The sequence below is a fragment of the Mycoplasma nasistruthionis genome (genome assembly GCF_006228185.1).
Lineage (GTDB): Bacteria > Bacillota_I > Bacilli_A > Mycoplasmatales > Metamycoplasmataceae > Mycoplasmopsis > Mycoplasmopsis nasistruthionis.
The window spans coordinates 439,999-464,435 of sequence record NZ_CP040825.1 but is presented as its reverse complement, the minus strand read 5'-3'; the positions used below and the strand labels follow the sequence as shown (position 1 = coordinate 464,435).

Genomic DNA, 24,437 nt, shown 5'->3' with positions numbered 1-24,437 from the left:
ATTAAATAATATTACTTTTTAGGTTTTTAAGTCTAACAATGAATAACAAAAAAACACTTAGGTTTATTATCAAATTAACAATAAAATCACTTAATTTGTTAACTAAATCAGTAAAAATAATTCAGGACAGAAAAATTCCTTTGTTTTTAAGTAAATAATTAATATTTTAATTATGTTTAATATAATAAATATATTAAACACTAACAAGGAGGAAATAATGCAAAAACCAAGATTACAAGATGATTTTTATGATTTTGTTAACTATGATTGATTGCAAGAAACAAAAATTCCTGAAGATCGTTCATCAATGTCAGCTTTTGGTGAATTAGATTTAAAATTAGAAAAACTTTTAAAAGGTTTAACTCATGATTGAGCAACAAATCAAAAAGATATTCCTAATAATGCTCACATTCAAAACTATGTTAAGTTTTATCAAATGATTTTAGATAATGACACAAGAGAAAACCAAGGTTGAGAACCTGCAAGAAAATACTTAGCAGATTTAGAAAACTTAAAAGACTTTCACCAATTAAATGCAAACTATAAGCATTTTGCATTTAAATATTCATTCATGCCCTTAGATTTTGGAGTTGATGAAGATTTTATTAACAACAAAATTAAAGTTATGTGATTAGGTGAACCTTCACTTATTTTACCTAACAAAGACACTTATGCTGATAAAGAACAAAAAGATAAGTTATTAAGTGCGTGAAAAAACATGGTTCATGATTTATTAGTAGATTATGGAAAAACAAAACAAGAAGCTAATCAATTAATTAAAGATGCTATTGAATTTGATTCATTATTAGTGCCGGTAGTATTGTCATCAGTGCAAAAAGCTGATTATGTTTCTTTATATAACATGAAAGAAATTTCATGATATAACAATAAATCACACTTTTTCAAAATTCATACATTAGCTAATCGTTTAGTTGGACAAAATGTTGAATCAATTAGTTGTGTTAACCCTGAGTTTATTAATAAACTAGATCAAATTTTTACTAAATCTAACTTTAAAAAATATAAAGCTTTATTCTTTATTAAAAACCTAATTTTTGCAGCTAAATATTTAGATGAAACTAAAAGAATTAAGTCTGTTGAATATGCAAATGCTGTTTATTCAATTGATAAACCGAGAGAATTAGAACTTTATGCATATGACACTGCTGAAAAATACTTCTCAATGCCTTTAGGTTTATACTATGCTAATGAATACTTCGGGGCTCAAGCGAAAGCTGATGTTGAAAAAATGGTTTCAAACATGATCAACATTTATAAAACTCGTTTAGAAAATAATACTTGATTAAGTCAAGCAACTAAAGATATGGCAATTAAGAAATTGAATAAACTAGGTGTTATGATTGGTTACCCAGAAGAAATTAGACCTTTCTATGATAAATTTATTACTCAAGGGTATGATGAAAATTCATCAGTGCTTGAAAATGTTGTTAAATTTAATCAAATTAAAGAAGAATACGCCTTTTCATTATATTTAAAAGAAACAAATCCCAATTTATGAGGTATGTCGCCAGCTACAATTAACGCTTACTTTAATCCATTTGCAAACCACATAGTTTTCCCAGCAGCTATTTTACAAGCTCCATATTATGACATCAATCAATCATCATCAGCAAATTATGGTGGAATTGGTGCAGTTATAGCTCATGAAATTTCGCACGCATTTGATAACAATGGTGCTCAATTTGATGAAAATGGAAGTTTGAATAACTGATGAACAGAACAAGATAAAGAAAAATTTGCAGAAAAAACTCAAGCTGTTATTGAATTATACAATTCAAGAATTACACCTTACGGACCAGTTAATGGTAAACTAACAGTTTCTGAAAACATTGCTGATATTGGTGGTGTTTCATGTGCTTTAGAAGCAGCTTCATTAGAACAAGATTTTGACGCTAAAGCATTCTTTGAAAACTGAGCTAGAGTATGAAGAAAGGTCGAAAAAGAAGGTCTAGCAAGAAGACTTTTAGAATCAGATGTTCATGCTCCAGCAAAAGAAAGAGGGAATGTCTTAATGATGAATAATGATTTATTCCATGAGACATATGAAATTCAAGAATCAGACCAAATGTACCTAGCAAAAGATAAAAGAATTAAAATTTGATAATTTTTATAAATTAAAAAAATAAATATTTTTAAAGATTTAAAGATATTAGATATATTTAAACACTTCTAAACCTACAAATAAGGCCTAGAAGTGTTTTTTATTTATTAAAAATTAATTTAATTAAACTTAAAAAATATGATATTATTTAAATATATTTAAAATATATTTAAATAAAAATATTTAATTTAAAAACAAAAAAGTTTTTTAATTTTAAATATATTTAATATAATTAAATATATTTAGATTAATCAAATAAATTAAAAATAGCCTTTTTTAACTTTTATAATTTTTATGTAATTAATTCGATTACAAAAATGAAAGGTTAAAACGGGTACAAGAAATGATTAAAGCTAAAAAAATTAAATATGCTAAAAAAGCTGCAATCATATTAGGTGGATTATCAGTTGTTACTGTTTTAGGAACTGCTACTTTTTTTATAGCTGACAAATATAATAATGGTTCTGCAGTAAGTCAGGTCGTGACTAAACCTAACTTATCTAAAATAGTTGTTAACATTACTCCTAAAAAGATCAACAAGCGCAAGCTTCAAATACCGATCATAATGTTGATCGTGTTGAAAATGAGAGCGATGAAAAAATGAAAAAAACAACTTTAATCTTCAGAAATAGTGCGAATAATGAAGATGTTAAAAAAGTTGAATTCATTTCATCAAGTAATGAAGAACTACAACTGCAAATTCAAAACCTAATACCCAACGGTTATAACTTTGATAGTTCAAAATATTCTGTCAATGAACCTATATCTGCGACACTAGGTTCATCAGACAATATTATTTGAGTTGTTAGAGAAAAACAACTTGAAGATACTACTTTTGTATTCTTTTCAACAGGCGAAGGTAAAACAGAAAATGTTATTGATACTGTTGTAAAAAGAAATGAAGATATCCCTACTGGTTTCAATGTTAATTCAGTTGTACCAACAGGATATAGACTAGTTAATAACTCTCAAACTTCTTATGTAATAGGTGGAACAAATAGATATAATGTTGAGAAAATTGCCGTTCCAGTTACATTAACACTGAAATTTGTTAAGGGAGAACAACAAATTGGTGATTTAAAAGAAGTTAAAACAGAAGAAGGTAAGAAAGTTAATGTTTTACCTTATTTACCAGAGAATTATAAATTAGCACAAAACCAAGAAGCTGAAGTAGTAGCACAAAATGGAACTGTTGAAGTTAACGTTGTTGAAGTTGAAGTAAAAGTCAGAACAGTTTTAAATTTCTTAAAAAGAGTTTCTGATAATGGTTCAGTTTTAGTTAAATCACAAATTGTTATTTCTGAACAAAATCAACCAATCAATCTTGCAGATTATATTCCTGATAATTATGAACTTGCTAACCCGGATAATGAACCACAAATCCAACTGGGTCAGACAAACGAAATTTTCATTAAAGAAATTAAGAAAAAAATCACAACCATTATTAATATTAATAATGAAGCAGGAGAACCAGTTACAAGTGCTGTAACTGTTGAATCTTATGAAGGTGATGAAATTAAGTATGATCCTAAATGAATTCCACAAGGATACAAACTTAAAAATTCTACACAAACACCTTTAATTACTCCTGGACAACCGAACACTATTATAGTTGTACCTTTAGTAAATAAAGTACAAACACAAATTGTCTTTAAATGAAATGGAAGAGCAGTAGCTAATCCTACAACAATTACAGGTGAACAAGGTACTACAGTAGATATTAGAACTTACATACCTGATGGTTTTGAACTTGACAAGGCTAGAAACCAAAACACAGCAATTCAATTAGAAAATAAAACTTATGAATTTGATGTAGTCAGACTTTCAATTATTACTACATTTAAATTTGTTTTAGATAACGGACAACAAGTAGGACAAACAAAAACTATTAAAACAACAGCTGACGAAACGACAATCACAGCTGAAAGAGTAATAGCTTTAATTCCTACAGGATATGAATTAAAAGATAAAACAGGTTCAATTGCGATAAGACCTGGACAAGAAAATCAAATTGTTGTATCAAAAATACTTGAATTAGAAAAAACTACTATTGTTTTTGATTACAATGGAGCAACAATTAAAACTTATGAATATAGTGCTCCATTAGGTGATCCGGCGCCAGTTCCATGACAAAACGAAATGCCGCAAGGATACCATGTTGTAACACAGCCTACAATTGTTAGAGGTAGAAGTAATACAATTTCTATTGCTCCAAATAGACAAAGTTATACATTCACATTAATATTCAAATTTAATAATAATGAAGTTAAAAGAATTTCAGGAACTTATTATTCAGATGAAGAGAAAAATGTTAATGAATATGTGCCACAAGGTTATAAATTAGCAAACCCTTCTCAAGCAACAGAATTCCCAAGAAATGCGACAAAGGAATATCAAGTTGTTAAAGTAGTAAATTCAAATAATAATCCTGAAGTGACACCACCAAACAGAAGAAATGATGAACCAGTTGATGTAAATAAGGCACTATCAAAAGAAGGTCAAAGAGTTGATTTAAACAACTTAAATATACCAACTAAACCAGGATTGCCACAACCTAAAAAAACAGTTCTTACAGCGGCTGAGAAACAAAAAATTAGAGATCAAGTAAATGGTTTTGTAAGGCTACTTGATTCTAATGTGGAATTAACAGTTGAGAACTTAAGAGAATTTTTCCCTCATGATACTGAAGAGGATGAAATCAGACTTGAATCATATGTAAGATGAATAAATGGAAAAAGTACTTTACAAACATATGGTAGAAAACTAACTAAAGAAGAAATTAGACGTGACTTAAGAATTGGTTGAACTGATGCTTTAAACTATCTAGAAACAGCAGCAGCTACTGGACAAATTCTACATACAAACATAATGGCTAGCGAATGAGGATATAATACTCAACCTATTTGAGGTCCTCGTAGTGATGCAGAAAATGCTGTTGTGCAATGAGAAATCAAACAAAATGAATCTCTAACTTTAGGTAACTCATCTAAATGACAAAGAGATCCTCAAAAAATTATTGAAGGTCGTTTTGACGGATGAGGAAAATATGATGAAACTGAATCATATATAAATCAAGGTTTAACAGGTGCTAGAGTTACAGGATATGAGTATGTAGGTGGTAAAAGAGTACGTAAGAATGACGGTTTAAGAGTATTCACATATAAACCTGATCCAAATAATGCGATCGGTGTTAAAAAAGGGAATATGAAACTTCTTGAAGTTGATGCATCAAGTCCAAAAGGTTATGATAAATGATTAAACTTCTTGAAAAACAACACAGATATTAAAATGCTTAGAATTAAAAGCATTGGTGAAGCTGACAAAAACGAATCACTAAGAAGTCTATTAGAACAACTACCTTCACACGTAACATCTGTTGAATTATTCTTTGCTACAAAAGATACTAGTGCAATGTCAGGGTTAAAAAACAAAGTTCTTGACAACGTTGGACTATATACAACAATTCCTAATATTGACGAAGAAGATGATAGAACTGACTGAGGAATTGACCCAATTGCGCTATTAAATACAAAATTCGTTCCAGCAACTGGTAGAACATTAAGAAGCTTTACGCCTCAAGCAGCAGGTGATAGAGCTGAAAGTATTCAATTTAATACAATTAGACCTTCAAAAACTGATAGTTTTGAAGATGTCAGAAGAGGTTTTGAAATTGCTTTAAAAACCAAAGAAGATTGAAGAATCTTTAATGGTCGTTTTGGTTCAGGTTCATGACCTTCATATATCGATTTAAGTTTAAACCCACAATTAAGATCATTGAAAGGATTGCCTTTAAATCAAAGGGTATTCCAAAAATTAACACTTCACAATCAAGGTGAAATATATGAACTTCCATTTGGCGATTTAGCAGTAAGTCAATTTGGTTCATTAGTTGTAAGTGGCCCTGACAGACCAAGATTACAATTTAACGATGCTTCAACTCACATTTTATACATCTCAGGAAATCCTAATGATTTACAAGATGGTTGAGGTAAACAATTATACGGACTATTAGAAGCAGGTACATCAGCCGATGGCAGAAAACAATTGCCAAAAGCTTTTGATACATTATATGTTGATTCAGAAGATGCAGCGAGAGTTATTAGAAGCTCACAAGCTTGAGGTCTTTTTGGATCAAAATTTGAAAACGGCATAAAAGTTAAACCAGCACAATAGAATAGAAAGGAAATTATAGTGACTAATAAAAAAATCGTTTTATGAAAATCAGATGTTAAACAGATTTTAAACGTAATAACTTTAACTTTAGCGTTTGCTATAGGATTATTTAGTTTATTAAACATTAATAACATAATTAATCAAGATTTTTTAAGTTTTTCAAACTTGTTTAAAATTACTGATTCTCAATCTCAAAGCAGGAACTTTGTAGTAATTTATAATTTTGTTATTTTACTTTTTACAGCATTAGGTTCGTTGTTGTGAAATTATCGAAATATATCAAAACTACAAATCAAATTATCTAAATATTTAGCCTTTTACATAAGTTACGTAGGAATTTCAGCAGTATCTTTTGTTTTATTAAACTTCTTTCCATACACCGCTGAAAAAACACCTGTCAACTTGTTAATTGCATCAGCTCCATTTTTAGTTTTAATGCTTGTTAACACAATAGCAGAGTCTATAGCAACAAATATTTATAAAAAGGCTTATCCAAATTACAAACTTTATTTAACTAACTTTGTTTTAGCAACAGTGTTTAAATGAGTTTTAGTCGGAACATTATCATTTGCGCTATTTGCATTTATAAGCATAAATGATACAGATCTTCTATTTAGCAACCAAAATCCTTTCTATGTTTGAATGAAACAAAATGTTTTAACACATTCTCAAAGTTCTGTATTAATCACCGTTGCTTTTTCGTTTGTGCTAGTTGCATATGTCTTTACAAGTGCTGGTCAATTGCTAATTAGTAAACAAAGAAACAAATTATTAAATTTCAGTAAAAGCATTTTATCTTACATGCTAGTAGTATTAGCGTCATTTAGTGCATGAATGATTATTAACGCTTTTACAATGAATCAAAATGATGGAATTTTAGTAAATAGAGTTCCGGCTCATCTATTTTGAATGTTGGCTTTATTAATTGATGTTTTAGTTTTAGGTGCTTATACTTATGTAAGTACTTCTAAAATAATTCATTCATTTAATCAAACAACAAAAGGTTTTGTACTGGTGTTTACACTAGTGCTGACAACTTCGATTTTATTAACGTTTAAAATGTTTGACCGTGATAAGTTTAACAACTTTATTTTAGTGTTATTAGCTGCGCTTTCAGCACTATATACATTAGTTATTTGACAATTATTTGTTAAGCAAAATTCATCGGTTTCAAACATTATTGCTTATTTAATTTTAACCTGCTTAGCATTTGCTTCTGTTCTTGAAGGGTTAAATGCTAAACTATTAACTTCAGACCCACAAAATGACGTGTTAAACAATGGTTCGTTATTATTTAAAGTAGCTGATTTATTCATTATTTCAGCAGTATCATTTGGTACTTTAAGTCTACTACACAGGGCTTTATGTTGAACAAAAGCGATTGTGAGAATTTTTATCTACAAACGCAGAGAAAAAAAAACACCTAAAAGAAAGAGGGCAAAATGATTAAAATTCCTTTTCTAAGCAAACAATTACAAGAATTTAAAAAATTAGATCAAGAAGCAAAAAGAGTTTCAGATTATTCAGAATTAATTTTTAAAAGTTTTAATCAACAAAAAGAAGCTAATAACTTTATTTCATACTCAGTATTTATTAATCAATTTTTATTAAATAATAATTATGGAAAAAGCGCACTTCGTTGACAACAAGTAATTGAAAATCGTGATAAACACTTTGCTACACACAGTCAAATTAAATTTAGAAAATTTACTGTTACTTGAGTTAATGACCCTCGTTTCTCATTAAATAGTCCAGTACCAACTGTAACTACTAAGCAACCAGAAGCAATTTTAAATCCAGTTAATCATTTAATTTATGACTTTTCAGCATCATTAGATGAAAAATATAACGTATTATTTACAAAGTTTAACGAATTGCTAGAAACTAAACTAAAAGAAGGTTATGCAGTTGAAGTCATGCCTAATGTGATTGTTATCTTAAATCAAAACAAAAAAGATTTAACTTTATTATTTGGACCAGAAACACTAAAACAAAATGAATATCAAGAAAATTAAGTCTAGGTCAGAAAGTTTAGACAAAATTTTAAAAATTGTTGAATCAAAGAAAAACATTACTTTAATCAACATTTTAAAACTATCAAAACAAATTGCATTCTACAACGAAAGAGCTAATCAATCTTCACAATTAGTTCAAGATTTAGCTAAAGAATATGCAATTGATAATTCATTAATCCATGGTACAAATATAATTTCAACCAATAAATTTTTAAATTTATTTAAACAATCAAAACATAAAGCAGATAAAACAATTTGAGTTTATGTTACTGAAACTGAAGAGTATGACACTAACTCATATTCAAAACATGAAAAAAACATTTTAGCTAATGCTAACAAAACCGACTTATTTATTGCTATTGGTTCAAGCGCAATAAACTTTTGTAAACAAAACGAATTTGAAATCATTTTTGAAAAAGATCAAAATGATATTGAAGTTTTATCAAAACTTTTACCAAACTTCATTGAAAAATATTTATCAATTCATGGTTATTTCAATGTTAAATTCGTAATTAACTCATCAAAAATTAAAGATGCTTATATCAATGTTATTCCAATGAATAACCTTAATTTAAACTTAAATCTGAAAAAAGACAAAGAAGAAACAAAAATCAATCTAAAAGATTTCAAAATCTATCCAGATGTTGAATCATTCATCGAACCTGAAATTAGTTCTTATTTAACTTACATCACTTTAACTTTATTAAGTGAATCAGGACTAATTTACCAAAAGTACAAATTAGTATCAGAAAACCAAAAAATTCATGATTTAGAGAAAAAACAAAGACGTTTAACTTTAGAAGTTATTCGTGCTAAACGTGAATTAGAAGTTGAACAAATTTCAATTTTATCTAAGAAAAAAGTTCTATTACACTCACAAAAGGAAAAATAACATGAGCAACTCTATCACTCTCCGTTTAGTTTCTCAAAATTTGCACAAAGTTAAATTTCAAATCGAGAAATTAGAACTTAATGACCATCTTAAAGATAATTGAATCAACTTCAAACCAGGTTCATTAGCTAGTTTTAAAATAGCTTTTTTCAGAATTACAGATAGTGATAATAAACAAACTTACTTTATCTTAAGAAATGCTTTTTTCATCTATGAAAATGACTCAGATGATATTACTATAAGATACAACGACACTTTACAACCTTTATACCAAAAAGAAGAAATAACACCGTTTTTACAAGATAAAGAACAACAACTTGCAAAATTAGTTGAAGAACAAAAATATTTAACGGCTTTAGATGATCTAAATATTTCAACAATTAACAAAGTTAAAATTCAAGAATTAGAAGATCAAATTTGAGTATTAAAAGCTTATACATTATTTGCTTTAGATCCAACAGAGGAGGCACAATGAAACTAAAAAAACCTTTCTTATTACTTTCATCAGTTTCAGCTATTCCGGCAGTTGTTTTAACAGTATCTGCTGAAACTGAAACTAGTGCTTCAGCTAATAATGGCTCAGGTGGAGCTGATAGTACAACAAACAATACTACTTCTAACTCAAACAATAATATCCCTACAGAGGGAACTGGTGCAAACAGTGGTGAAAACACACCAGAAACAGAAAATGGTCCAAAAGAACTTTCTCCTGACTTTGATAAATTTGCAGCTTCTGCAGAAAAAATTCAAAAAGATGCATTAAAAGAAATAATCGAAACAAACATTAAAACCTTTCATGACCAAGCTAATGCATTATTATCAAACAGTTCAGCAAACCCTGAAGGTAGAGACGTTATTAAAGGTCTTTACTTAAAGAAATTAGCAATCTATTTAGAAGATAACAAAGACAAAATCTTAGCAAACCCAGAAGCAAATGGGTTTACCATTATTTATCCAAAAATTTTAGCAAACAGTAAAAGCTTAAAACCAATTCAACTTAACTACAATGGAAAAAACTATAAAGAAGTTTTAGTTAATGGAGCTAATGCTACAAACTTATATGAAAAAGTTCCTAACTTCTTGGAAGATGTTCCAATTGACATCGAACCAGAAGATAAAGAAACTGTAAAAAATTCATATCCGTTAGATAAGTTTAATGAAGTTGTATCAGGATACTTCGCTAAATTGACAACAGAATTTGACACTGTTTTTGCAAATCCAGATGACATTCCAAGCATTGGTTCAAATGGAAATACTGAAATTGTATACGGAAGTAACAGAGATGAGTTTGATTTAAAAGTTCCATTAGGATATGAAAGTTGACAAGAATATATCTTAAAAAGAACTTCTACTAGATTCTTAACTTTCGACTTAGATCAAAACTCGAAAGAAGAAAAAAAGGAAAAAGAAAAACCAAACCCACCTGTAACACCTACAGCAAAGCCTAAAATAGTTGACTTAGCAGTTAAAAATGACCAAATTACTTTCATTGATAACTTACTACCAGTTATTACATCAAATAAATTTGATGATTACCAAAATGCTTTAAAATCTGATGATTTAAAAAGCAGTTTTGTTCAAGCTTTTAATGGAGAAGTTGCACAAAATGCACCTACATCTAGTCCAGACACACAAAATTCACAACCAAGTGTATCAGAACAATATTTCTTCTTTAACAACTCAATTAATACACGTTATGAATACAGTGTTACAAGCTTAAAACTAAGTGAAGACAAAAAAATTATAGCTTCAGTTAAAATCCAAGACCGTGTTAAATCTGAGCTTTCAAGAACATATGAAAAAGAAGTTTCTGTTCATTCTTCAAAACAAGAAACAAAAGGTTATGAAGCTGCCAACATCACTCTTAGAGATTTATTTGTAAAACTATATGATGCTATTGGTATTGGTTCAGATTTAAATTATGAATTAGCTTTAAGCCAGTTTGTAGTTGATGAAATCTTTAACATGGTTTCAAGTGCTGTTAATGTTTTAAATTTCAGCAAACCTGAGTTTAAATCAGCTTATGACAGAATTGTTAAAGCAAATCAAAATCAAATAACTTCATTAAAATCTGAAGATGTATTTAAAACATCTTTAGCTAAAAAAATTGCTGATTTAGCAATTTATACATTAAGAAATACACAAGTTGGAAATATTTATTTCTTTACTTCTCTAGCAACAGGATACAGTAAATACTTTAATAACTTTAAAGAAAATGTTGCTATACCTTCAAAAGAAACCATTGCTAGAAACTTTGATTTAATTAATCAGACTTTACCAAGTTCTAAATTAAGTCTTTCAGGATTTGATAAATCATTAACTAATTTAAGTGCGGATATTTCATACTTAACAACATTATCAAACGTAAGTTCTACTTCAGCTACTTCACAATATGACACTTATGTTAATGTTGTAAAAATTATTTCAAATGCTTTCAAAAATGCCACAACAATAGCAACAGAAACAGATTTAACACCTGCAAATTCTAATTCAGAACAACCTGCAGAACCTAATGAGCAACAAAAAGCAAAAATGCAAGAGATTGTAAAAGCTTATAATCAATTGCCACAAAGTGCTTATGGACAAGTAGGATCTAACAAGAAATTATTAACTATTTTTGGTGCTATATTTTTAGTGCTAACAGTTCTATTAGGAGCAATTTCAGGATTCTTCTTATACATGAGAAACAAACTTCAAACTACTTCATCAAAAACAAAAGTTTTATCAACAGCGATTATGGCATCTGGTATGTTTATAATTGCCCTAATACTATTTATCGTTGGAGGAACATTATAATGACTAAATACCCTAAAATAACAGCTATATTCGATTATGTTGTTGAAATTACCGGTGCTTATGATTACTACCAAAATCAGTTGTTTAAAATTGAAGCAAAACAACCAGGACAGCAAGATTTACACTTAATTTTAATTTCAGCATCAGAAAACAAAGCATACTGCTTAACTGATGGTGGAATTGGTGAATTCTTAGTAGGTTCAGAAGTTAAACCACTAGATGCAACTGAAGAAATAAAAACTTCAACAAGCTATTTTGGAAAAATTATTGATATTAATGGAAAAGTTTTATTCCCATTACATCAACCAAGCGTTTTAAACTTCTTACCTCAAAAATCATATGCATTTAATAAACCAAACACTTTACTAGAATATCAACCTTTAAAAGAACAATTAACAACAGGTTATATTTCAATTGACTTACTAGTTCCAATCGGAAAAGGTCAACGTGAATTAATTATTGGTGACAGAAAAACAGGAAAAACACATATTGCCTTAAATACAATCATTAACCAAAAAGGTAAAAACGTTAAATGTATTTATGTAGCAATTGGACAACAACATTCACAAGTTTCAAACGTTTATGAAACTTTAAAACAAAATGATGCATTAGATTACACAATGATTGTTAATGCATCATCATCTAAACCATTTGACCAATTCTTAGCACCTTATGTAGCAATGGCACACGCTGAAAACTTATGTCATACAGACGATGTTTTAATCGTATTTGATGACTTATCAGCACATGCTAATATCTACCGTGAAGTAGCGCTTTTAACAAATAAACCAGTTGGTAAAGAAGCTTTCCCTGGAGATATGTTCTTTGCTCACGCTAGATTATTAGAACGTTCAGGAAAATTTGTAGGACGTAAATCAATTACAGCACTACCTATTTTACAAACAATTGAAAACGACATTACTTCATTAGTTTCATCAAACGTTATTTCTATTACTGATGGTCAAATTGTTACAAACTCAGACTTATTTGCATCAGGTAAATTACCAGCTGTAGATATTGACTTATCAGTTAGCCGTATTTCACGTGAAATTCAAAAACCATACATTGCTAAAGTTGGTTCAGAAATTGCAAAAATTTATAAAGCTTACAAACGTCAAATGAGACTAACATCATTAAAATACGACTTAAATGATGCTACAAACAAATTAATTACAGAAGGTATGATTGTTGAAAACATGTTTATTCAAAAAGGTATTTCAGTTTATACTGAAAATGCAATGTTTTTAACATCAAAACTAATTGCTTGAGGTATTTTAAAAGGAATTGATAACATCGCATTAGCACTAAGATACATTGACGTTTTAGTAGCACATAATCAAAATGCTAAAGATACATTCCAACGTTTAATTGAACAAACTCAAGCTGATGATAATTTAGCAAAACAATTCTTTGCATTTGCTTTAGATCAATATGCAAAATACAGTAATTTAGATTGAAAAATTGCTTATGAAGGTCAATTCTTACCATTTGATCAAGCTCAATTACAAAACTTAGATTATCTAGTTAAAGGAGAAAAATAATGAACGGAAAAATAACAAAAATCTGAACAGACGTTGTTGAAATTACATTTGAAAACAAAGTTTTACCAAAAATGAACAACGTTTTATATTCTGAAACAGAACAATCTAAGTTTTTAGTTAAGAAAATTGTTGACGAAAAAACAATTTACGCAATCATTATTGCTTCAACTGAAAAAATCGGAATTAATCAAAGAGTTTTTGATAGAGGACACTCATTCATGGTACCAGTTGGACCTGGTGCTAAAAACCATATTTTTGACGTTATGGGTGGTCAATTAGATAACAACCCAGCAGCTTCATATCACAAAGTTGAAATGGACTCAACTATTACTAAAAATATGGACTATGCAGTAAAACAAGAATTAATGGAAACAGGAATTAAAGCCATTGACTTCTTTATTCCAATCTTAAAAGGTTCAAAAATTGGTATCTTTGGTGGAGCCGGAGTTGGTAAAACAGTTTTAATGAAAGAAATGATTTTCAACCTTTCAACTAACCAAGAAAAAACTTCATCAATCTTCGTTGGTGCTGGAGAACGTTCACGTGAAGGAGTTGAGTTATATAATGACTTAACTTCATCAAACTTGATGAAAAACTCAATCATGTATATTTCAAAAATGAACGAATCTGCAGGAGCTAGAATGAGTATTGTTCCTGTTGGAATTACAGCGGCTGAATATCTAAGAGATAAAGAAAAAGAAAATGTTTTATTATTCATTGATAACATTTTCCGTTTCTTACAAGCTGGAAACGAAATTTCAGCTTCATTAGATAAAAAACCTTCACTTGGAGGATATCAAGCTACTTTAAACACTGAAATTTCAGCAGTTGAAAACAGATTATTCTCAAATGAAAATGGTTCAATTACTTCATTCCAAACAGTTTTCTTACCAATGGATGATTTATCTGACCCATCAGCAGTTGCTGTGTTTAACCACTTAAATGGTTCATTAGTTTTATCACGTGATGTTACAGCTAAAGGTATTTACCCAGCATTTGATCCGCTAGCTTCATCTTCATCAACAGTTGATCCTAAAGTTATTGGCGAAAAACACTACAATGCTATTTTAAATGCTAAAAAAATCTTACAAAGATACAAAGAACTTGAAGATGTTATTTTAATTTTAGGAATTGATGAATTAGATGACGAATCTAAAGCAACAGTTAAAAAAGCACTACAACTTCAAAACTTCTTCTCACAAAACTTTAGAACAACAGAAAACTTTACACAACGTAAAGGGGTATTTGTTTCACTAAAAGACACTGTTGAATCAGTAGAAAGAATTATTAGTGGTGAATTTTTAGAAGTTTCACCAGCAAACTTCTTATATATTGGTTCAATCGATGAACTGCAAAAATAAAGGGGTAACCCATGAAACTAAATAAATTATTATTGCTATCGCTTTTATCTTCTCCAATGGCTTTAGCAGCTTCGTGTCAGTTTGGACACTCGGAAAATATTTCAATTAAACCATCAGAAAGGCCTAGAGATACTGGTGGTTCTGATAAGAAAAAATCTGATCCAAGTGATCCATCAAGCAGAGAAGGTGAAAAAGTTGACACAGATGCACCACAAAAAGATCCGATTCAAAAACATGGTTTAGAACCAAGCAATGCAAATTCACCAGAATACATCAATGGTTCAATTCTTGATAAATATAATGCAGATGAAAGTGCTTATATTCAAGGTCTTTATAGATACATGTTTGGTGGTAATGAAGCCGAATATCAAAAAGATTTAAATAAGGCAGTTAATCCATCAGCTAATGTTCAAGAATTTAATAATTTAGCTAATCAAATTAATCAACCTGAATACAAAGATGCATTCTTAAAGAATTTCTCTGTAATCAACGGCGATAAGAAACTAGTGCTAAATCCTGTTGGATTTACACTAAGACAACAACATTGAGCAGATCCAACAGGTGATACTGGTACTGCTAGATATGTGCCAAATGAAATTTATAAAAAGGCACTTTTACAATCATTTTCAATCAAAATAACAACAGAAAATAAAAACCTAAAAGATTCAAAATATGCCGAAGGTAGATTGGACCAAGGTACAGCTTGAATTTTAGACTATGCTATTAAAGATGGCGAACAATACCCAACTAAATGATACATAGCCACAAACTTACACGTTATAGAAAAATTCACAAAACTACCAGAACAAGCTGCAAAAGATAATGCTGTTTATTCAAATATTATTACACAAGAAGAGATGAAAAAACGTGCTGATGAAGTATTTAAAACAGGTGAAGCATTAGACGCTGAATATCAGCCTACATTTGACTTAAATACAAAAGCAAGAGAAATCGCAGCTAAATATGGTGAAAAAAGTCCTGAATTCCAAGAAGCTTTACAAAAAGCAGAAGCTCAAGGTCAAAAATGAGAAAAAGCTAAAAAAGCACATGATCAAGCTTTAGAAGATATTACAGGATTAACAAAAGATATTCAATTAATTCACTACAATGGTGAAACTCAAGTAGGGGCTGAATTAGATGAAACAGATAAGGTTAAATCAGCAGATATTTTTAGGTTTGACCCTTCACAAGTGAAAATAGTTTACGCCGGAGTAAACTTCTTAAATTCATCACCTAAAGATTATTTAGCTTCAGATTCTCCGTATAAAGAATTAGAGGAAATGGCTGATATTGCTATTTTAGAGTTTGATTTTTCAAACTCTACAAACAAGTATGTTTATGAAAGACCAAACACAACAACAAATGGTGTTATAAGAGAAACTATTGATAATGTTTATGATTACGCAAGATATGCTACAGCAGATTTTGCAAATCCAGAAAGCGGTTTAACTTCAAAACCTGCACCATATGATTTATATAGCAAATTTGATGAGTTAAATTCACAAACATTATTAGCAGACGGTAAAAAAGTTCCTCTAATGAGATATAACTTCATTGCTGTTGGTTTCCCAGTTGCTTACACAGATAATTTCTTAAGAGAAAGTAAATATCAATATGATGAAGGTAAAAAGAAGCTTTAAAAATAACTTCATCATTATGAGTAAACAAACCTTCAAAACTTAGAAAAGACAAAACAAACAGCTCTTGATTAGGTGGTGGATTATCACCTAACGTGGCTGTTAGAACCTTTACAGATAAACCAGGTCTAACTGACTTACTAATTTCAAATCCGATTATTAATGATGAATTAAAACAAGGGTTTGAAGTTAGATACTTAAAAGAAAAAGATAGTACATACGAAAATAACAGATATATTACATATGGTCTAGGGTATGTGACCCAAGCATATCAACCAGGTCGTGGTGCATCAGGAACTGCGCTTCGTGATGTTAATGGAAACATATTTGGTGCAATGTTTTTATCAGGTGATGCAAAAAACGTCAGCTTAATATCAATCGTTCAAGGTCTGAGAAGTCCTGGTGTAGATTACCAAGGATTATATGGAAATTACAACCTAGAACAATATGATTTAATCTACGGTGGTGGCAAAAACCAAAGAACTTCATACCGTGAAGCAATGATTAAATTATATGGAAACGAATACAAAACTAAACTATTTCCAAATGGTTTAGCTACTGTTCCTGATGAATATAAATTCAAATCATAACAATAAATTAATCTGGCTAAATGCCGGATTTTTTAATTATTTTTGCTGAATATTAATGCCAGCATCAGTAACAAAACAGTTATAAAATCCAAAATAAACATCTAAAAACAAAATATTTAATCAGAAAAATATAAGAATGGTTAAATATTTAAAATAAAACAGCAAACAATCAACAAAGTACTAAAAATTAAAATTTTTGAAATAAAAACAATTATTTTTTTAATCAAATATGAATTATGATTGTTTTACAACTTTTATGCCTACACCATAGGGTTAAAAGTTTTCAACAATAATTTTGTTTTATGGTTTAATATGGTATTATATTAGTATATTTAAAATATACTAATATAAAAATATTTTTGCTTTTTAAAAAATAGTTTAAAAATAGTTCATTTATATAATATAATTATATAAATGAAAGTAATAAAGAAAATGTAAGATTTCAGTACTTAAATAAATATAATTTTTATAGATGTTTTAAATTTCAAAAACGTTTAAAAATTATTGAAATGAAAGGAAGTACTGATTTTATGATTAAAGCAAAAAAGAAAAAGTATGTTAAAAATGCTGTAATCGGATCTGGTGTTACAATATCAGCTTTAGCAGTGGCTGGTGTTGTTTATGCAAATACTGATCCACTAGGTACTGGAAAGAACGTTGAAAACAATGTAACATCAAGAGCTAATCTAGCAAAGGTTGAATTAAAAATAATTCCAAAAAACGCTTTCCTATCAAACACTGATACAAACATCAATAAGGAAAATCAAAAATCTGAAGATGAAAGAAAGAAAACAATTTTAGTATTTGTTAACAATAGCAAGACAAGCAAGAAAGAAATTGTTAAAAAAGTTGAGTTTTATTCTTCATCTGATGAAGAGCTTCAAATTCAAATTCAAAATTTAATCCCTAATGGATTTATTATTGATGAAGAAGCTTATCCAGCTAATCAACCAATTTTGGCAAAGTTAGGTGGTACTGAAGAAGATGAAGAAAACAGAATTAAAGTTGTGCCAGAAAGACAAAATGCAGTAGATACAACATTTATCTTTTACACAACTGGAGAAAAAGAAAGCGAACAAAATGAAGTTGGTAAATCTGTTGTAGCCAATGAAAAAGTTAAAAATAATTTTGACTTAGTATCCATTGTTCCTGAAGGATTTAAACTAGTTGATGCTCAGGACTTAAGTTTTTCTATTGGAGTAACCAACAGATTTAATGTTGTTAAAAAAGTAAGGCAAGTAACAACAGTTATTGTCTTTAAAGATGGTGATGAACAAGTTGAAAACGCAATTGAATTAAAAAATGAAGAGAACTCACCTATTAAACTCGCTAAACATTTACCAACAGGTTATAAATTAGCAAAAGACCAAGCGCCAGAAATAGCGGCTGTTGATGGACAAGTTGAAATTCAAGTAGTTCCTGTTGCACAAAAAATCACAACAGTTATTCGGTTCTTAAAAAAATCAAAAAATAATAACAGTTCTTCCGCAATAGTAGTTTCATCACACACAATCGTCACTGAAGATGGCGAAGATGTTGATTATCGTACTTATCTACCTGACAATTATGAATTAGATGATAATCAGCCAGAACCTGATATTCAATTAGGTGAAACTAATAACATTTACATTAAAGAAATTAAAAAGAAAATTACAACTCTTATCAGAATTGTAACAAGAGACGGACAGGACGTGACTACTCCTATCTCAGTCCAATCATTAGAAGGTGATCCAATTGCGTTTGATCAAACCTGAATTCCAAATGGCTTTAAGTTACAAAACGAAGGTAAACCAGTAATAAAACCTGGTGAAACAAACTCGATTATTGTAGTGCCTTTAGAAAATGAAGTTACCACAATAATTAAATTTAATTGAAACAACAGACCTGTGTCTAAACCGATTGAAATTGTGGGCGAAAAAGATTCACAGGTAGATATTAAAAGATATATACCAGAAGGCTTTGAAATTTCAAAAGATGAAACAAAACCTACATTGGTTACTTTAGCAAATGAAGAAATTACTTTTAATTTATCAAAATTAAGTGTTGTAACCACTTTTAAATTTGTTGATAATGCGACAAATCAACAAGTTGGAAAAATCAGACAACTATTGACAACAGTTGATGATTCCAGAATTTCTACAGAGAAAATTAATAATTTAATTCCAGCAGGATATGAACTTTTAAACAAAGGTCAAGCAATTGCGATAGCTGCTGGTCAAGAGAATGAAATAAGAATTCAAAAAATCCTAATTACCTTTACAACTACTGTTGAATTTTATGATTCACAAACCAATCAAACAATTGGGCAAAGATATAGTTTTGAAACTCAAGATGAGCGCCAATCAATCGATTGAGAATCTAAAATTCCTCAAGATTACCACATAGTTAATGTTAATCAAAAAATTACTATTGGTACTCACAACAGAATTCCGTTAGCTAAAAATAAAAGAGTTTTCACTTATTCAATTAGATTTTTAGAAGGCTCAAAATTAGTGTTTGCAAAAGATGGAGAATATTATGAAGATTCAACACCTTCAATTAGTGAATTCATTCCATCAGGATATAAATTAGCAGATGTATCCCTTACGACTTCATTCCCACAAAACGGTTCACAAGATTATCAAGTTGTTAAAATTGTTGATAAACCTAAACCGGTTGTAAATGAGCCAGATCCAGTAGATAATAGAGATTTACCTTCACCAAGCGAAATAATTAATGCTAGACAAGGTGCATATGTAAATATATATAACCTAAATATTCCTTCAAAACCTTCTTCAATTCCTTCAGTATCTAATTCACCAAGCGGTATTCCTGCTGAAGTAATTGCGGACAGAAGACGTAGAATTCAAGATTTAGTAAAATTTGCTAATTCTAATTTACCAATCACTGTTGAAAATTTAAAAGATATTTATCGTGAAAAATATGAAGAAAGTCCAATTCATGTTGAACAATTAGTTAGATATTTAACAGGTCAATGAAAACTAGGTCGTGAAATCTCAAAAGAAGAATTAAGAGAACATTTCAGAATGGCTGCAAATGCAGCGGCTGCAGCTTTTGAATCTGAACTAGCAGCTGGACGTATTCCGATTTTTGAAACAACATGTTCACCATGAGGATGTAATACAGGTCCGATTTATGGATATTTAAACAAAGAAGACAACCCTGTTTTATCAAGATATATTTCATACAATAAACAACATATCTTTGGTAATGATGAAGAATGAGAAAGAAATCCACAAGAGATTTTAGAAGGTCGTTACAGAGGTTGAGGAAAATATGATCAATCAGATCAATACCCTGAATTAGTTCCGTCAAGAGAAAGATACAAAGTTACATATACACCAGATGGTAGAAGGGTCACAAATGATGACGGATTAAGAGTTTGAGCATATAGACCTGACGAAAATAATAAATTTGCTCAAAAGAATAAAACTCCAAGGTCAATGCTAGAAGTTGATGCTTCAAACAAAAAAGGTTATGTCAAATTTTTAAAATTCTTACAAGATCACCCAGAAGTTACAACTGTAAGGGTTACAAACATTGGTAAGACAACTAAAAATGAAGATTTAAGAAACTTATTAGAACAACTTCCTTCAGGAATTGCTGCTGTTGAGTTATTTTTCTCAACTAGAGATACATCTGCTTCAGCTGGACTAAAGGATAAAGTTTTAGAAAGTGCAGGTTTATACACAACCTTGCCTAACAACGACGTATTTGGTGCAAAACGTTGAGGAATTGACCCTATTACATTTAAAAACACTAAATTCGTTCATGCTACAGGTCGTACATTATTAACCTTTGAAGGTAGATCAAATGAACCCGTAGCTGAGTCAATTATTTTTGACACTATTAGACCTTCAAAATATAGAACCTTCCAAGATATTGTTGATGGTTTTGACATTGTTTTACACAAAAAAGCAGACTTCAGAATCTTTAATGGTACTTGAGGAGATGGTTCATGACCTAGATATGTTGACTTTAGTTTAAACCCTGATATTAAATCATTTAAAGGTCTGAACTTATATGAAAGAGTTTTCAGAGGACTAACATTACACTCAGATGATGAAATTTGAGAATTGCCAATGAAAGAAATTGTTCCAGGACAATTCAAAGCACTTGTTGTTGATGGTCCTGAAAGAGCTCAATTAGATTTTGACAATGATTCAACTGACACATTATATTTATCAGGTGATCCGAATGAAATCGGAGACAACTTTGGAATTCATTTATATGGTTTATTTGAAGCAGGTGCCAACACCTTTAGGAGAGTCATTGTAGATTCGCAAAGAGCTAAAGAATTTATAGAAGGAACACAAGCTTGAGGTACTTTTGGAAACAGGCTAGGTGGCAGTGTTCAAATTAAAAACAGATAAAAGAAAGGAATACAGTGACAATAGAACAAAGAAAAAAACAGAAATATGAAAAATGAATTTTTAATGCAGTAAACTTTGCTGTTACAGGTATTTTATTAACTATCAGTTTATTTTTATTTGGTAAGTTAATTGGAAATGCCGATTCAGCTTTAGGTTATAAAAATTTATTTGATGTTTCTGAACCATCAAAACAAGGAAATAACTTTATTTTTATATATAGTTTCATCATCTTAATGTTAGCTGGATTGCTTTCATCATTTTGAAACCATAGGAATTTAAACACTAAAAACACCTCACCAAGGCAATATTTACCATTTTATGTAGCTTATTTATTAGTTTCAATTGTAAGCTTCATATTACTACTTGCTTTTAATGTTAATAAAGTCGGTTATGAAAACACCAAATGATTAATTTATCGTTCATTTCCATTTTTAATATTCCTGGCTATTAACTCAGTTTATTCAGCGGTTAATTTCTTTGAATATAAAAAAGCCAATCCTAATTACAAATCTTTACTAATTCACTTGATTTTTACAAATACAGTTAAATTTATTATTTTTGCAAGTTTATTTATTTTGGTAGCTCTATTTGCTACACAAATCAAGCCAACAAGGCCTTTACCAGAAGGATCAGTTTTCAATCTAAATGAAAACTTATTTACAAGCGCAAACAGCACTAGAAACTTCGTTAAACAATACTTACAAACTCAATCAAGTTTAGGTGCTTTAATTTGAATAGTATTTTCAATTTTATTAGTAAGTTATATTTATGCACAATTAGTAGTTGTAATAATTTCAAACAAAGACTACTTAGGGCTAAAAACATTTGCAAAATCATTATTTCAATACACAGTTTATGTTGCAAGTATCTTTGTATTTTGAATGTTAATTAATACGTTCTTAATTAATTCGAAATATTCACAATTAAACAACGAATCAGATATTACCATTAACGTTACATATTGAGTAATTAACTTAGTTCTTTCTTTACTAATGTTAGTAGTGTTTACATTAATTATTCATTACTACGGTAAAAAAATAAACTCTCAATATCAAAGATTTATTTTTGCAGGAGTTATTTTATTATTAAACGTTTTAGCACTAACTTTCAGATTTAGTTATGATGATAACTTCAGCGGATATGTGATTTTATTAACAAATTCTCTAGGAACTTTATGAGCATTAGTTGTTTGAAAAATCTACATTAATAAATTTAAATTTACAACAAACATTTATTATGTTTCTGTTTTAGTTTCATTAGCATTTGCAATCTTTTTTGAAGTAATTAATGCTAATTTAATTAAAGAAGGAAACTTCTCACTAAAAGCAATATTATTCTCATTTAAATTTGTTGATATTTTCCTAATTTGTTCAATTACATTTTCATCAATTGCTTTAGGATACCAAATTATCAAATGAATTTATTCAGCAAGCCAAATTATATTTATTGATTATAAAAAACAAAAAAGGAGTGTAAACAATGAAGTTCAGTAGTATTAAAACTTTCTTTGAAAAAAGACAAGAGTTAAACGAACTTTTACAAAGAAAAGAAAAAGAAAAAACTTATCAAAGTGATTTATTTAATGACTACTTTGATAATAAAAAAGAAGAAGATTTTATTCCTTATTATGTTTTAGAAAATCAATTTTTATTAGACAACAACATTTCAAAGAAAAGCTCAACATTAAATCAAATTATTAATGAAAGAGATTCATACTTTAGAAATTACAATCAAGTTAAATTTTCTAATTTTACTGTTGGATGAACAAGGGATCAAGAATTTTCTCTAACAAGATTAATTCCAGCAGTATATTCAACCGCAAATCAACCACACAATGTATTAACTTTTGATTTTAGCTATTCAGATAATCCAGAATTACAAGAATTATTAACAAAATACAATCAAAAAATCAATCAATACTTAGAAGATGGCTATTTAGTTGAAGTTTTACCAAATGTAGTTGTTTTATATGATGCTAGCTCAAAAGCTTATGAAATTTTCTTTGGACCAGAAACACTAAAACAAAATGAATATCAAGAAAATTAAGTCTAGGTCAGAAAGTTTAGACAAAATTTTAAAAATTGTTGAATCAAAGAAAAACATTACTTTAATCAACATTTTAAAACTATCAAAACAAATTGCATTCTACAATGAAAGAGCTAATCAATCTTCACAATTAGTTCAAGATTTAGCTAAAGAATATGCAATTGATAACTCATTAATCCATGGTACAAATATAATTTCAACCAATAAATTTTTAAATTTATTTAAACAATCAAAACATAAAGCAGATAAAACAATTTGAGTTTATGTTACTGAAACTGAAGAATATGACACTAACTCATATTCAAAACATGAAAAAAACATTTTAGCTAATGCTAACAAAAACGACTTATTTATTGCTATTGGTTCAAGTGCAATAAACTTTTGTAAACAAAACGAATTTGAAATCATTTTTGAAAAAGATCAAAATGATATTGAAGTTTTATCAAAACTTTTACCAAACTTCATTGAAAAATACTTATCAATTCATGGTTATTTCAATGTTAAATTCGTAATTAACTCATCAAAAATTAAAGATGCTTATATCAATGTTATTCCAATGAATAAGCTTAATTTAAACTTAAATCTGAAAAAGACAAAGAAGAAACAAAAATCAATCTAAAAGATTTCAAAATCTATCCAGATGTTGAATCATTCATTGAACCTGAAATTAGTTCTTATTTGACTTACATCACTTTAACTTTATTAAGTGAATCAGGACTAATTTACCAAAAATACAAATTAGTATCAGAAAACCAAAAAATTCATGATTTAGAGAAAAAACAAAGACGTTTAACTTTAGAAGTTATTCGTGCTAAACGTGAATTAGAAGTTGAACAAATTTCAATTTTATCTAAGAAAAAAGTTCTATTACACTCACAAAAGGAAAAATAA

Annotated in this window: 17 protein-coding genes; all 17 read left to right on the top strand. The window is 29.0% G+C overall.

The window, feature by feature from the left end:
• Positions 1-217: 217 nt before the first annotated feature.
• The 17 genes from FG904_RS01845 (at position 218) to FG904_RS01765 (ending at position 24,437) form a co-directional block, all read left to right on the top strand.
• Positions 218-2,125, top strand: a complete 1,908-nt coding sequence (locus FG904_RS01845) for a M13 family metallopeptidase (protein WP_139592230.1) — start codon at positions 218-220, stop codon at positions 2,123-2,125.
• 340 nt (positions 2,126-2,465) lie between these two features.
• On the top strand, positions 2,466-2,741 hold the full coding sequence (locus FG904_RS01840) for a hypothetical protein (RefSeq protein WP_139592229.1): 276 nt from the start codon (positions 2,466-2,468) through the stop codon (positions 2,739-2,741).
• Positions 2,723-6,295 (top strand): putative immunoglobulin-blocking virulence protein, encoded by a 3,573-nt coding sequence (locus FG904_RS01835; protein ID WP_139592228.1) that lies wholly within the window; start codon positions 2,723-2,725, stop codon positions 6,293-6,295. Before FG904_RS01840 ends, FG904_RS01835 begins: the two co-directional genes overlap by 19 nt.
• Before the next feature lie 18 nt (positions 6,296-6,313).
• Complete coding sequence (locus FG904_RS01830; protein WP_139592227.1) at positions 6,314-7,759, top strand: MSC_0624 family F1-like ATPase-associated membrane protein; 1,446 nt, start codon at positions 6,314-6,316, stop codon at positions 7,757-7,759.
• Positions 7,738-8,310, top strand: coding sequence for an MSC_0623 family F1-like ATPase-associated protein (locus tag FG904_RS01825; protein ID WP_139592226.1), 573 nt, complete (start codon positions 7,738-7,740; stop codon positions 8,308-8,310). Before FG904_RS01830 ends, FG904_RS01825 begins: the two co-directional genes overlap by 22 nt.
• Positions 8,291-9,202, top strand: coding sequence for an MSC_0622 family F1-like ATPase gamma subunit (locus FG904_RS01820; protein ID WP_139592225.1), 912 nt, complete (start codon positions 8,291-8,293; stop codon positions 9,200-9,202). The genes FG904_RS01825 and FG904_RS01820 overlap by 20 nt, the downstream gene beginning before the upstream one ends.
• Before the next feature lies 1 nt (position 9,203).
• On the top strand, positions 9,204-9,683 hold the full coding sequence (locus FG904_RS01815) for an MSC_0621 family F1-like ATPase epsilon subunit (RefSeq protein ID WP_139592224.1): 480 nt from the start codon (positions 9,204-9,206) through the stop codon (positions 9,681-9,683).
• A complete protein-coding gene (locus FG904_RS01810) occupies positions 9,674-11,998 on the top strand; it encodes an MSC_0620 family F1-like ATPase-associated subunit (RefSeq protein WP_139592223.1) in 2,325 nt (774 codons plus the stop codon). The genes FG904_RS01815 and FG904_RS01810 overlap by 10 nt, the downstream gene beginning before the upstream one ends.
• The gene (locus FG904_RS01805; protein ID WP_139592212.1) at positions 11,998-13,539 is read left to right on the top strand and encodes an MSC_0619 family F1-like ATPase alpha subunit; all 1,542 of its coding nucleotides are present in this window, start codon (positions 11,998-12,000) and stop codon (positions 13,537-13,539) included. Before FG904_RS01810 ends, FG904_RS01805 begins: the two co-directional genes overlap by 1 nt.
• Positions 13,539-14,900 (top strand): MSC_0618 family F1-like ATPase beta subunit, encoded by a 1,362-nt coding sequence (locus FG904_RS01800; protein WP_139592222.1) that lies wholly within the window; start codon positions 13,539-13,541, stop codon positions 14,898-14,900. Before FG904_RS01805 ends, FG904_RS01800 begins: the two co-directional genes overlap by 1 nt.
• 11 nt (positions 14,901-14,911) lie before the next feature.
• Positions 14,912-16,540 carry an MIP family Ig-specific serine endopeptidase gene (locus FG904_RS03425; protein WP_139592221.1) on the top strand — a complete coding sequence of 543 codons (1,629 nt, stop codon included), beginning with the start codon at positions 14,912-14,914 and terminating at the stop codon, positions 16,538-16,540.
• Positions 16,537-17,127: an MIP family Ig-specific serine endopeptidase gene (locus FG904_RS03420; RefSeq protein WP_139592220.1), complete on the top strand. Its 591-nt coding sequence runs from the start codon at positions 16,537-16,539 to the stop codon at positions 17,125-17,127. Before FG904_RS03425 ends, FG904_RS03420 begins: the two co-directional genes overlap by 4 nt.
• Positions 17,128-17,636: 509 nt before the next feature.
• A complete protein-coding gene (locus FG904_RS01785) occupies positions 17,637-21,500 on the top strand; it encodes a putative immunoglobulin-blocking virulence protein (RefSeq protein ID WP_139592219.1) in 3,864 nt (1,287 codons plus the stop codon).
• Positions 21,501-21,514: 14 nt separating this feature from the next.
• Positions 21,515-22,993, top strand: coding sequence for an MSC_0624 family F1-like ATPase-associated membrane protein (locus FG904_RS01780; RefSeq protein ID WP_139592218.1), 1,479 nt, complete (start codon positions 21,515-21,517; stop codon positions 22,991-22,993).
• Positions 22,980-23,546 (top strand): MSC_0623 family F1-like ATPase-associated protein, encoded by a 567-nt coding sequence (locus FG904_RS01775; RefSeq protein ID WP_139592217.1) that lies wholly within the window; start codon positions 22,980-22,982, stop codon positions 23,544-23,546. Before FG904_RS01780 ends, FG904_RS01775 begins: the two co-directional genes overlap by 14 nt.
• Positions 23,527-24,165, top strand: coding sequence for an MSC_0622 family F1-like ATPase gamma subunit (locus tag FG904_RS01770; RefSeq protein WP_139592216.1), 639 nt, complete (start codon positions 23,527-23,529; stop codon positions 24,163-24,165). Before FG904_RS01775 ends, FG904_RS01770 begins: the two co-directional genes overlap by 20 nt.
• A 59-nt stretch (positions 24,166-24,224) precedes the next feature.
• Positions 24,225-24,437: a hypothetical protein gene (locus tag FG904_RS01765; protein WP_139592215.1), complete on the top strand. Its 213-nt coding sequence runs from the start codon at positions 24,225-24,227 to the stop codon at positions 24,435-24,437.